At 55.8% G+C, this 12,735-nt stretch carries 11 protein-coding genes; 5 read left to right on the forward strand and 6 right to left on the reverse strand.

Annotated elements, in window-relative coordinates; all coding sequences use genetic code 11:
* Positions 1-43 precede the first annotated feature (43 nt).
* Positions 44-520 carry a DoxX family protein gene (locus ACJO5Y_RS07110; RefSeq protein ID WP_406985730.1) on the reverse strand — a complete coding sequence of 159 codons (477 nt, stop codon included), beginning with the start codon at positions 518-520 and terminating at the stop codon, positions 44-46.
* Between the two features lie 164 nt (positions 521-684).
* Here ACJO5Y_RS07110 and ACJO5Y_RS07115 point away from each other — a divergent pair, with 164 nt between their 5' ends.
* Positions 685-1,593, forward strand: coding sequence for a LysR family transcriptional regulator (locus tag ACJO5Y_RS07115; RefSeq protein ID WP_406985731.1), 909 nt, complete (start codon positions 685-687; stop codon positions 1,591-1,593).
* Positions 1,594-1,639: 46 nt separating this feature from the next.
* Here the strand turns inward: ACJO5Y_RS07115 and ACJO5Y_RS07120 are convergent, their stop codons facing one another.
* The 4 genes from ACJO5Y_RS07120 to ACJO5Y_RS07135 form a co-directional block, all read right to left on the reverse strand.
* The gene (locus ACJO5Y_RS07120; protein ID WP_406985732.1) at positions 1,640-2,725 is read right to left on the reverse strand and encodes an ADP-ribosylglycohydrolase family protein; all 1,086 of its coding nucleotides are present in this window, start codon (positions 2,723-2,725) and stop codon (positions 1,640-1,642) included.
* A gap of 90 nt (positions 2,726-2,815) precedes the next feature.
* Positions 2,816-3,013, reverse strand: coding sequence for a tautomerase family protein (locus ACJO5Y_RS07125; RefSeq protein WP_406985733.1), 198 nt, complete (start codon positions 3,011-3,013; stop codon positions 2,816-2,818).
* A 130-nt stretch (positions 3,014-3,143) separates the two neighbouring features.
* Positions 3,144-4,064 (reverse strand): LysR family transcriptional regulator, encoded by a 921-nt coding sequence (locus ACJO5Y_RS07130; RefSeq protein ID WP_406985734.1) that lies wholly within the window; start codon positions 4,062-4,064, stop codon positions 3,144-3,146.
* Positions 4,061-4,966, reverse strand: a complete 906-nt coding sequence (locus ACJO5Y_RS07135) for a LysR family transcriptional regulator (RefSeq protein WP_406985735.1) — start codon at positions 4,964-4,966, stop codon at positions 4,061-4,063. The genes ACJO5Y_RS07130 and ACJO5Y_RS07135 overlap by 4 nt, the downstream gene beginning before the upstream one ends.
* Before the next feature lie 204 nt (positions 4,967-5,170).
* Here ACJO5Y_RS07135 and salA point away from each other — a divergent pair, with 204 nt between their 5' ends.
* From salA to ACJO5Y_RS07155, 4 genes are all read left to right on the forward strand, one after another.
* On the forward strand, positions 5,171-6,475 hold the full coding sequence (gene salA, locus ACJO5Y_RS07140) for a salicylate 1-monooxygenase (protein ID WP_406985736.1): 1,305 nt from the start codon (positions 5,171-5,173) through the stop codon (positions 6,473-6,475).
* A gap of 103 nt (positions 6,476-6,578) precedes the next feature.
* Positions 6,579-7,838, forward strand: coding sequence for a benzoate/H(+) symporter BenE family transporter (locus tag ACJO5Y_RS07145; protein ID WP_406985737.1), 1,260 nt, complete (start codon positions 6,579-6,581; stop codon positions 7,836-7,838).
* Positions 7,839-7,923: 85 nt separating this feature from the next.
* Complete coding sequence (locus ACJO5Y_RS07150) at positions 7,924-9,054, forward strand: NAD(P)-dependent alcohol dehydrogenase (RefSeq protein ID WP_406985738.1); 1,131 nt, start codon at positions 7,924-7,926, stop codon at positions 9,052-9,054.
* A gap of 45 nt (positions 9,055-9,099) precedes the next feature.
* Positions 9,100-10,554 carry an aldehyde dehydrogenase family protein gene (locus tag ACJO5Y_RS07155; RefSeq protein ID WP_406985739.1) on the forward strand — a complete coding sequence of 485 codons (1,455 nt, stop codon included), beginning with the start codon at positions 9,100-9,102 and terminating at the stop codon, positions 10,552-10,554.
* Positions 10,555-10,630: 76 nt separating this feature from the next.
* Here the strand turns inward: ACJO5Y_RS07155 and ACJO5Y_RS07160 are convergent, their stop codons facing one another.
* Positions 10,631-12,526, reverse strand: coding sequence for a sigma-54-dependent Fis family transcriptional regulator (locus ACJO5Y_RS07160; RefSeq protein ID WP_406985740.1), 1,896 nt, complete (start codon positions 12,524-12,526; stop codon positions 10,631-10,633).
* Between the last annotated feature and the right edge of the window lie 209 nt (positions 12,527-12,735).

The following is a 12,735-nucleotide window of genomic DNA, read 5'->3' on the forward strand; positions in this document are numbered from 1 at the left end:
CAGTACCACTGTTAATAGACGAATGTGTCCATGCCAGAGACGTTCACACGTTCGCACGCTGCTGGTACCCGGCTCCACCGAGGCGCTCCAGCAGGACGTTGTCCAGCGCAAGCCGTCCAGCGCCTTGTACGGCCAGGGCCAGCGAGACCACAAACAGAGTCAGGGCATATTCATAACCGTTGTTGGCCATGAACAGACCGTTACCGATATGAACGGAGAATATGGCCACCAGCATGGCAAAGGCCGTAACCAGGGCCGCCGGTCGTGTCAGCAGGCCCAGTACCAGCGCCAGACCGCCAAAGAATTCCGCACCGCCGGCGAGCAAGGCCATCAGGTAGCCCGGCTCCAGGCCGATGCTGGCCAGCCACTGCCCGGTCCCTTCCAAGCCATAGCCACCGAACCAGCCAAAGAGTTTCTGAGCACCGTGGGCCGCCAGGATCAGCCCGACCGGTACCCGCAGAATAAGCGCCGCATAACCGCCGCTGGAATTGAACAACGTCTGTGCAAATTTGGAGTTCATAATGATCACCTTGAAACTTTCTCTGTTGATGTTTCCTGAAGCCCCGCTCCAGATCATGTACTCACTGTACTATCAACTTTTATAAAGACTAAGATGACTAGTGTTGCTTAATTACCAACATCACGTTGATAATCTGAAAAACTTACAGCCACAAGGACAATCCAATGGACCGGATCGATGCCATGCACGCTTTTGTCACTGTGGTGAACGAAGGCAGCTTTACCCGCGCTGCCGAGCGGCTGGAGATGTCTCCACAGTTGGTCAGCAAGTACGTTTCCCGACTTGAGCAACATCTCGGCGTACGTTTGCTCAATCGCACCACTCGCAAAATACATCTGACGGAGGCAGGCACACGCTATCAGCACCTCGCCCAGCAGGTACTTAACGATATCGACAACATGGAGAACCAGCTGGGTGACCTGCAAGGACAGGCCCGGGGTGTGTTGAGAATCAGTGCGCCCGTATCCTTTGCCATTCACCACATGGCCCCGCTGCTGAGCGAATTTCAGAAAGTCCATCCCGCCGTGGGAATCGATCTGCAACTGAACGACCGCAAAGTCGACATTGTGGAGGAGGGGTTCGATATAGCCCTGAGGATCGGCCACCTGAAAAGCTCGTCACTCATCGCCAAACGGATTGCACCGGTAAGGCTGGTGCTGTGCGCCTCACCGGATTACCTGAAACAACACGGCACGCCCGAACGACCTGAAGATCTCAGGAACCATCGTTACCTGCGCTATAGCTACATGGAGTTGGATGCTAACCATCCAGTATACCGATGGCTGCAAAACACGGATCATGACAAAAACACAGAGATGGTCAGTAACAACGGTGATGTGCTCGTCGCTGCGGCGATAGCCGGTGCAGGTATCGCCCTGCAGCCTACGTTTATTTCTGGCTCTGCCATCAAGCAGGGAAAGCTGCAAGTCGTCTTACCAGACCATGAGCCAGAGCCGATGGGGCTCTATGCGGTGTACGCGCACAGGCAGTTACTGGCGAGCAAGGTCCGTAGCTTTATTGACTTCATGGAGGGCTTTTTTGGCGATCCGCCCTACTGGGACCAGTTTGAATAACGGGGCAGAGCGTGGAGCGAGGTGCAACCTCCTATTTTCTTTTGCTTCAGACACTTACAACATGCGACGCCAGAGTCTCAGCTAAGCGTTGAAGTTCATCCGCTTTTTCGAGCCCCTCAAGAAATCGTTTTGGTATACCACTCATACCAACTTGTGCACCCGTGAGAGTACCAGTGAGCATGGCTCGCACCTGATTTTGCCCCCCACCGTTCACCGCGTGTAGCACTGCAGACTCAAAATCGTCATGGAACAAGGAGGACAGGTAGTATGCCGCAGGGAGCTGATGGTAAATGGCGCAAGGCATACCGTATACGAGCGAGACTTTCCAGGCCGGTTCAATTCGAATGTCAGGATCTGATGCAGCCGCAGCCATGAAAGAAGGGGTCAACAATGCATCGGGGGAGGCAAAACGACCCGCGCGTGGCGGATCAGGATCACCGGGGCGAGGTGGTTGCAGGTTGTCGCCAGTGACGGCATGAAACGGCAATTCACCGTTTTTAACTTGGGCCATAAGTTTATCAGACACATCAGCATCCATGCTGTTTCCCTGAATCAGAAGTCCCAATAAAGCCCCAAACGCAACGGTCATTGATACCACGGTATCATCCACTTGGGTCAGAATCGTGTTATCGGTAATGGCAGCCGCCAGTTTGGCAGGTTGGAATGCATAACGGACAGCGATCGCAAGGGTTCGCTCGATAGCTTCAGTTGTATCAGCATGTCCACCGGCTTGGCCCCAGGGCAGGTCTTGCTGAACCCGTTTGTGCCAGGCGTCACGCATAGACTGGCTTGTATAGCCACCCGGCCCGCTTACGGGTGTTCCGTCAAGGAGAGGAAAGAGTTCCTGGTCCAGTCGTCGGCAAAAATCTTTCTCATTGTAACCTTTGGCCTCAACCAGGGACCGCAGCATAAGAGTAAGAATAAAGCCGGCTTGTGATAACTGACCGGCTTTCAGGCCATCATGGTATCTACCGGGTTTTGGATCGGTGTATCCGTCAATCCAATCACCATAATCCCTGCGTAATTCAGAAAGGTCGTAGTACCAATGCGGGCCCAGTGCAAGTGCGTCGCCGATAAAAGCGCCCATTATTGAGCCTACGGCGCGATCCTTGATTTCCGAAGGACTAATCATGATCCCTCCTTTGGATGGGTGAGGTGCTACCTGCGACGCTTTACAATGTGTCAGCACCGCAGGTTCTTGCGGGCGATTAACGCCCGACGTTTAATCCGATTTCTTCAACGTTTCAGAGAAAAGTTCACCTGAGATAGCCCAATCAGAGGTTTTTACATCGTTGAAAATGACATAGACGTACTTCGGATCGATACCGGCATTTTTGGCAATGGACTCGGTTACGGTTTTGGCAATTTCTGCTTTGGCGCTCTCGCGCCCCTCAAACATCTGGATATTAACGACTGGCATGATATTTCCTGCTTCAGTGATTTTGGGTTTTGGTATCAACGATACCGCACGCCAGAAATCCTACAGGCAGGAGCAACAGTGGATAAACACACCGAATTGCCCTTCAGTATGGAATAAAATTCGACAATCATCAGCTGAAAGCGCCCTCTGATGAGAGGTGGACGAACTCGTCGATGATAAATCTTACGCTGGGCATCAAGTGCCGGTTACTCGGCCAGATGATGTGCAGTCCTGTTGGAGATGGCGTCAATGCCGGCAGTATCGGCGTGAGCTTGCCCGCGTTGATCAGCGGGCGCAGTAATGACTCGGGAAACTGCACGATGCCCGCACCTGCGACGCAGGCATCAACCATGGCATCACCATCGCTGATTTGATGATGGGGGGTGGCATGGAAATGAATGTCATCACCCTCATCGGATTTCAACAACCAGGGTAATGGCCGACCGCCCCGCCAGGCCATAATACAGCGGTGCTGAATTAAATCGTTAACAGAGGTCGGTTGACCAAATTGTTCAAGATAGGTTGGCGAGGTGCATAGAATCAGCCGTTGCTCATTGAGTTTACGCGCCACCAGCTCACCGCTGTCTTCCAGGGCCCCGAAACGGAATGCCAGATCAAACCCGGCATTCAGTGGATCAACAAGCTTGTCGTTAAAAGTGAGCGTCAGTTTCAAGTCAGGGTATCGCGCCGCCATCTTCAACAGCACGGGCATGACGACTCTCCGCCCAAAAGCGGCTGGCACGTCAATTCGCACGTTGCCGCTTGGCCGCTGATGTTTTGACTGCAGGGAGAGTTCAGCGGATTTTAGAACACTCAGCGCGGATTCGCAGCTGGCAAGGTAGGCTTCGCCTTCAGTGGTTAAACTGAGCTTGCGGGTGGTGCGGTGGAGCAGCCTGGTTGATAAATGTTGCTCCAGTTTGGCAATACTTTTCCCCAGTGCCGACTTTGATATTCCCAATTCATCGGCAGCAGCGGTGAAACTGCCCGCCTTGGCAACAGCGACAAAGTAAACAATCGAGCGGAGTGAATCAGCCAGTACAGGACTATTCATTCCGAGAACATCTCAAATATCAAGCTGCGCATCCAGCGATTTCCCGCGTCCTGGTGAAAGCGGCGATGCCAGAACATGTTGATGGGGATTTCAGGAAAGGGCACAGGATGCTCATGTATTTTCAGCCCGAATCGATCCTGGGTTGCCATGGCCAGCTTGTCGGTAACCGTCACTACCAGGTCACTGTCACTTACGATATAGGGCACCGCTGCGAAATGTGGCAATTTCAATCGGACTGGGCGCACGATACCCGCCCGGGCCAGTTGTTCCTCCACGACGCCGTGACCGGTGCCCTTGGCGACGACCACCGCATGTTTGGCGCCCATGAAATCATCAAGCTCAAAATCACTCGATGATAAGGGATGGTCCTTGCGCATCAGACAGACGTAGCGCTGAACGAATAACCTTTGCTGATAGAAACCAGCGCCGAGCTGCGGGATCAACCCGATGGCCAGGTCAACCTTCCCTTTCTCCATATCTTGTTTCAGGTTTACGTTATGACTGCGCACCGTGCTCAGGGAGATACCAGGCGCCTCATTTGCCAGGCGTTTGAGCAAACGAGGCAGGAAGAATATCTCGCCGATGTCGGTCATGGCGATATTGAATGTGCGGTCGCTTACCTCCGGGTCGAATTCATCGGGTCGGTTAAGGGTTTCCTGAAGCTTGGCCAGGCAGTCGGCAACGGGTGAATGCAGTCGCATCGCCAGCGCCGTAGGCATTAACCCTTCCGAAGTGCGTTCGAAGAGCTCGTCATTCAACAGGGCGCGCAACCGCTTCAGGGCATGGCTGACAGCAGGCTGTGTAACGCCGAGACGCTCAGCTACCCGCCGGGTGTTCTTCTCCTGGTGGAGGAGGTCAAAGACCACCAGAAGATTCACGTCGATCTCCGTCAGTTTGATCATAGATTTCTCATTTCCAGCAGGTATTTCTACGCACACGAGCATTAGACTAAAGTCTAAGTAAGGGCAACAGAAAACAACACAGGTTTCTGATTTTAATACTTATTAGCCGTGCTAATACTATAAATGCAAGGTGTTGTGTGGACCCAGACAGGTGATACGCCTAGCGTGAAGATTCATTCTCATTTCGTACACGTGAGCAAGACCATGGTATCCAAAACACAACAAAAGAAACTTTCCATTGGCATCATCGGGGGCGGCATCGGCGGTGTCGCCCTCGCCGTAGCCCTGTCTCGTGACCCGGAGCTTGAGGTGCACCTGTTCGAGGCCGCACAGCGTTTCTCCGAGATCGGCGCCGGCGTCTCTTTTGGCCCTAATGCGGTCCGCGCCATTCAACTGCTCGAACTCGAACAATCCTACTATAACATCGCCGACTCATCGCCAAGTCCTTTCGAGGATGTCTGGTTTGAGTGGCGGCGCGGTATCGATGACGCCTACCTGACTTCTTCACTGGCCCCTGGCTGTGGCCAGTCTTCGGTACATCGCGCCGATTTCCTCGACGCTATTGTAGCTAACCTGCCCGACGGGATTGCCCAGTTCGGCAAGCGTTGCGTGGATATCCAACAGGACGCGGATGGCGTCGAGGTGGCGTTTGAGGATGGCAGCCATCACCGCTGCGATATTCTGATCGGATTCGACGGTATCAAGTCAGCGGTTCGCCAGCACGTATTGTCACCGGAGCAGTACCGTGACCTCGCCCCGTTCTGGAGTGGCACTTATGCCTATCGGGGGATGATACCCACCGAGCAGTTGGAGCAGTCCATGGAAGCCAGGGGCGCAGATAAGCGGCTGGCCCTGGTACCGCAGATGTACCTCGGTCCCGACCGGCATATTCTGACCTTCCCGGTGAAGCAATCCAAATTGATTAACGTGGTGGCGTTCATCACAGACCGTTCCACCCCGAACCCGACGCTTCCCGAGGGCGAGGCGTGGGTCAATACCGTCACCCAGGAGGAAATGCTGGACGTATTCGAGGGCTGGGGCGCGGCTTCCCAGGCCATCCTTGAGTGCATTCCCGAGCCAACCCGCTGGGCCCTGCATGAGCTTCCCGAACTGCCTCATTACCGTCGCAACCGGGTGCTTATCACAGGGGATGCGGCGCATGCCATGGTGCCACACCAGGGCGCGGGGGCCGGTCAGGCTCTGGAAGATGCTTACGTCCTGGCCAGCCTGCTGACAGACAAAAACTGCACCAGAGACAACGCCGAAACTGTGCTCGCAGCCTTCGAGACGGTTCGCCACGAGCGCACCTGCAAGGTCCAGCGGACATCCCATGAAGCGGGTGATCTCTACGAATACAGCGCTTCCGACATTGGCAATGACGAGGCGCGCATCGCCGCCGACCTGGAGACCCGCTTCGACTGGCTCTGGAATCACGATCCCCGGAACGATGTCATTGCAGCCAGAAAGCACCTGGCCAAGGACGCCAAGCCACTTACCGCATCAGCCTGAAAGGCGAGCGCATCGACAAAGCCGGCAACCAGTCGGCTGGGGTCTGCTGAGCAGGCCCCAACTTCAAGCCCCAACAACAAAGACAACAACACCGGAGCACATCATGAAACATATAGAAAAGGGCGTAAGCCTCAGGCACGCGCCCCGCGACTTCGTCCGTGACCTCAACGTTGACAACCTCAGCGCAGGCCTCGTTGCCGGTATCTTCGGCCTCAGCGCAGGCATCATCCATATCAGTGCCGGGACGGCTGCCGGGCTCGATTCCCATTTCATCATGATCTGGGTCGTCAGCTATCTGCTGATCAACGGCCTGTTCGGGCTGTTTCTGCCGGCTTATTACCGGCTGCCCCTCCCCATGGCCAACTCCATCCCCGGGGCTTTGCTGTTCGCCGCGATCATTCCTGTCGTTGGAATCGAGGCGGCACTGGGGGCCACGCTGATAGCCGGCTTTATTTCCCTGGTGGCCGGCCTTGCCGGGGTGATGGGCATCGTGATGCGGTTGATTCCCATGCCTATTGTCATGGGTATGGTAGGCGGCATCCTGCTCAAGTTCGGCCTCAATATGGTCGCACCGCTGGAAAATGCCCTCGTGCCGGCCACCATGATGATCCTTGTTTTCTTCCTGTCGGCGCGCTTCCTGCGTCGGATTCCGCCGTTGATTGTGGCCATGTTGGCCGGCATCACCTACATGATCTATTCCGGCGTCGACTTCTCGGGTGTCGAGTTCTCCGTAGCCTTCCCGGAATTCATCGTTCCCACATTCACCCTGGAAGCATTCCTGTCCTACGGACTGCCACTGGCTCTGATTCTGGTGGGCATGGAGACCCCCGCCGGGGTGGGCCTGGTGAAAGGCATGGGCTACAAGGATGTGCCAGCCAACGGCATAACGTCGGTGGGCGGCTTCGCTACGATGATATCCGCCTTCTTCAACCTGCACAGCACGTGCATTGCGGCCCCCGCCACTGGCATCTGCGCGTCGCCGGAGGCCGGAAAGCCGGAAAAACGCTGGGTAGCGGCAGTGATCACCGGAGCTGTTTTCATGCTGGGCGCTCCCTTCTACGGATACGTGGTCAGCCTGATCCAGGCCATGCCGGGCTACTTTATGGCCATCATCGCCGGCCTCGCCCTGATGCGGGTGATCGCTTCGGCGATGCGAATGGCTTTCGCCGGAAAACACGAGATGGGCGGCCTGTTCGCTTTCCTCATCGCCGCCTCTGGAGTACAGATCCTGGGGATCGGCGCCTCCTTCTGGGCACTGATTCTGGGCGTGTGCGTATCGCTGATCTTCGAGATCAGGGATTTCGGTTTCACAACCGCGCGCCCACCGGTCAGCAGACGGCCTCTGGGCAGGAGCACAGGCTAAGAGCTGACTAAGGAAGTAACCGGATCGATGAATCCCGCATTGAAAGTTGCGGTCTCGCACAATCAAAATACAAAAGGGTACCTTTATGACAACGACAATTACTGCGGCAGTTGCACGAGATACCGGAGCACCGCTCACCGTCGAATCACTTGAGCTGGATGCGCTGAAGGATAATGAAGTCCGGGTAGCCATGGTGGCTACCGGCATCTGCCACACGGACGCCATCGTGAGAGATGGCATCTACCCCACGCCACTGCCCGCAGTGCTGGGCCATGAAGGCGCGGGGATTGTAACGGCAGTAGGAAGCGCGGTCAGCAACATCGAGATTGGCGATCACGTGGTCCTCTCAGCGGCTTATTGCGGAACCTGCAAGCAATGTCGGGCCGGTCGCATGGCCTACTGCGAGAACCTTTTCGCCGAGGACTTCGGCGGACGACGCCGGGACGGCTCAACCTCCCTTTCATGCCACGGAGAGTGCATCTCCTCTCATTTCTTCGGACAGTCATCCTTTGCCACCCATGCCAACGTGGTTCAGGAGAGTGTCGTGGTGATCGACAAGGATGTGCCTCTTGAACTGATGGGCCCCCTGGGATGTGGGCTGCAAACCGGAGCGGGTGCGGTTCTTAACGAACTCAAGCCCGAGGCCGGAACATCGTTGGTGGTCTTCGGTGTCGGCGCGGTAGGCTCTGCAGCCATCATGGCCGCCAGGATTGCCGGCTGCACGACCGTCATTGCGGTGGATATTCATGATTCACGCCTGAGTCTGGCCCGTGACATCGGGGCAACGCACACCATCAATTCCAAGGGAAGTGATGTTGTCGATGAGATAAACAAGATCACCGAGGGAGAGGGCATACACTACGCGTTAGACACCACTGCGATTCCCGGTGTCATCAAGCAAGCTGCTGAAGCCCTGGGGATTCGGGGCACCCTGGTCCTGGTCGGCGCGGCAGCTCCCGGTACGGAGGTTCCCTTCGAAGTAGGGAAATCACTGGTCAAGGGATGGACCTTCAAGACCGTGGTCCAGGGCAGTTCGATCCCGCAGGAATTTATTCCACGCCTGGTCCAGTTATGGAAGCAAGGGCGCTTTCCTTTCGAGAAGCTCGTCGAGTTTTACTCGCTGGATGAGATCAATAAAGGATTTGAAGACTCCAGGAACGGGTCTGTTATCAAGCCAATCGTGAGACTGAGGAGTGATTCGGAAAAACGGACATAGAAGCTTCGGCTCCAAGACATACCGATCGTAACCAAGGAAACTGATATGAATTCTGTTAATAGCGATGCCGTGAAAATCGGGCACCTGATTTCGGGTGATATGGTGAATTCTGGTGAGTATCGCGACCATGTGGATCCAGGCAAGCTCTCGGACATCGTAGCCAAAGTAGCCGTGGGAACGGCGGACGATGCCGATCAAGCGATCCGGGCAGCGCATGAAGCCTACCTGTCATGGCGGAAGCTGGAACCAAAGGCGCGGATTGAAATGATCATGAAGGCCGACGAAGTGCTGGGTGACAGCGCTGAAGACCTGGCACCACTGCTGGTTCGCGAACATGGCGGCATGCTGTGGGAAGCACAGACTGACTTTGCGCTGGGCAAAGGCGTACTTCAGCACACCGCCAGTCTCGCCGAGACCTTCCTTGAACCCGTCCATATCGATGATGACCAGTGCACGATTCGTATCGAAAAGCAGCCGCGTGGCGTTGTGGCGGCCATTGTGCCCTGGAACATGCCGGTTGTTCTCACGATGATGAAGCTTGCGCCGGCTCTGGCGACAGGCAACACCATCGTACTCAAACCCTCACCCTTTGCGGCGGCGGCACTGACCCTCGCCCTGCAGCGCATGGCGGCCCTGTTCCCCGCCGGTGTCATCAATGTTGTTCATGGTGACGCCGATGTGGGTGAAGCACTGACAACCCATCCGCTGGTGCGCAAGGTCGGGTTTACCGGAGGCACCACAACCGCTCGCTCGGTGATGGCCAGTGCTGCAGGTTCCATCAAGAACGTTACCCTCGAACTGGGCGGCAATGACCCGGCGATTGTACTGGACGATGCCGATATCGAGACCACATTGGACCGTATGATCCCCGGCATCTTTACGCGTTCCGGACAAATCTGCTTCGCCGTCAAGCGGGTCTACGTGCCCCGGTCCATGCATGACGATTTCGTCGATGTCCTGTGCAAACGAGTTGATGAATTCGTGGTCGGTCATGGTCTGACAGAAGGCGTCAAATTCGGCCCTATGGCAACGGAAGCCCAGTATCATAGTGTTCTTACACTCATTGATACGACTAAAAAAGCAGGGGCCGGGGTTGTTGAGCTCGGCCGTCTGGCGGAGGGCGTCGAACAACAGGATGGTTACTACATTCTTCCCCATGTGGTCGTCGGAGCTTCTCATGATGACGAAGTGAGCTGCTGCGAGCAGTTCGGGCCGATCATTCCCGTGATCCCCTACGACGACGAGGAACAGGTCATTGAGTGGGCAAACGACAGCGATTACGGCCTTGGTTCTTCAATCTGGACCAGCAATCATGAGCGTGGATTGAGCATGGCTTCCCGTATTGAAGCAGGAAGTACCTTTATCAACACCCACTCTTTTGAATCTCTGGATCTGAGGATGCCCTTTGGCGGCATCAAGCTTAGCGGAATAGGTCGCGAGTTTGGCGAGTTCGGGATGGCAGAGTACGTGGAGGATCACTCAATCCGGTTGCTCAAATAGGAGCAAGCTAAAAGGCCTCCGCTAAATCAACATTAGCGGGGGCCTTTTATCATCAAAACCTTTATATTCTCAGACACTAACGGCCATCAAGGTTCTTCCTGTCCCGTAACCGCCGGTAAAGCGTGGCCCGACCAATACCCAACCGCCGGGCAGCTGCCGCGACATCACCGTTTTCGCTGGCCAGCGCATGGTCGATAGCTTCTGACTCCAGAAGTTTCAGGGAGCCAGGCTTTCCATTACCGTTACCATTTCTCCCCGCCCGAGCCTGCTCAATAATCTCCGTCGGCAGATGGTGGGGCTTTACAACATCATCAGCATCGGCAACCACATCCGCATAGGTCAGTGTGTGGCCTAACTCTCGTACATTCCCGGGCCATCCATAACCAAGAAGGACATTCAGGGCCTCATCGGAAAGCTGGCGCCCGTCAGTGTGTTCGTAGCACAGACGTTCAATGAACTCCCGCAGGCCAGAGCGCTCCCGCAACGGTGGCAGCTGAACAGCCATCCCCTTGATTCTGTAAAGCAGATCTTCCCGGAATTGCCCGTCATGCACCGCATCGGATAGCTCCCGGTGGGTCGCGCAAACCAACTGGAAATCGAGTTGCCTGCTTTTTTGCCCCCCAAGACGAGTCACTTCACGGGTCTCCAGCACCCGCAGCAATCGAGACTGCAGCGCCAGTGGCATGTCTCCGATCTCATCCAGGAACAAAGTTCCTTTGTGGGCCTGCTCGATCTTGCCGGGCGCTCCACCCCGTTTTGCTCCGGTGTAGGCGCCTTCGGTGTGGCCAAACAACTCACCTTCAATCAGGGTATCCGGTATGGCAGCACAATTGATGGCGACAAAATTTCCAGCCTGATATCGGCTACCCTCATGCAGGGCCTTTGCCATAACCTCCTTTCCGGTCCCGGTTTCCCCCAGTATCAGCACAGGCAACCCTTTATCCAGCGCCCGCTTTGCAACAACCATCTGGCTGTCGATCCGTGGATCGCCAAAATCCTTAGATGAAGGTGACCGTTTCTCCGGACTTTTTGCGACAATCCGCCTGCTGGACTTTTGCGACCCGTTCTCCACCGGACGAAGCGAGAACGACAGTCCGGAGTGCATTCGAACCGTGATCGGTTGCTTACGGCGCTGGAAACGGTCCACCAGGTCTTCGAAGCGCATATCGAACAAATCCTGAAAGCCCAGGGTCCAGTCGGTCGACGTCAGCCCTGTCAATTCACGTATCCGTGGCGACAGACCTAAGACCTGACCGTCCGGGCCGAGCGCCACTAGCAGGTCACCATGAGCGTCTCGTTCATTCAGCTCCCAGCCCAGACTGACCATCAGAAAGGGCGACAACATCCCCATCAACTGGCGTTCAACCCGAGATGAGCACTGTTGCACCAGTGAGAGGGCGGTGCCGGGTTCCAGCGGGTTTTCCCGGGTAATATCAATGGCGCCAAGCACCCGACCCATGGGGTCTACAATCGGGGAGGCAGCGCAATTGAAAACACGGTTGGCGTGTAGGTAATGCTCAACTCCAGAGACCAGTACCGGCCGCCGTTCCGACACGGCACAAGACATGGCCGAGGTTCCGATCGTCGCTTCAGAAAGATTAATGCCCTGGCGGAACGCCCCGCTGATCAGGGTGTTAACACATCGCTCTGAGCGCCGTGCCGTCAGGGCGACGCCCTTGTCATCGGTCAGCAGAACCGAATAGCCCGCCCCATTAACGGTCTGTCCCAGCTGTTCCACTGGCTGGGTGGCCGCTTCGAGCAACACCCGGTTGCTATCCATAAGTTCCAGCAGGCTGGTTCTGGACACGGTATCGAACTGAACCTGTTCGCTGACGCTTTTGCTTGCCGCGGCACAACGCTGCCAGGAATGCACAATGGCATCATCAACCAGCCCCGTCGGAATCTGACCGTGTTCGAAAAACACTTCACGTGCCTTGGCTCGCCTGTAGTCGGCAGGAATAAGCGCGCGCATTGTCTTACCTCTCTCGCAGGATAAATTATTGTCTTTCGATGCGACCCTGCGTTTTGGCCATATTGGCTCTTTTTGTCATGCCCGAAAACTTTAACACGTATATCGCAATGACTTCCGTAGAAATTCAATAGTGCACCCGGGAACCGTCTCGTTTTGAGACTCTGTCTCGGCATTTCCCGGATTGAGACGCCCAGCGCTTGGAATGCGTT

It is taken from the genome of Marinobacter alkalisoli (assembly GCF_045449855.1).
GTDB lineage: Bacteria > Pseudomonadota > Gammaproteobacteria > Pseudomonadales > Oleiphilaceae > Marinobacter.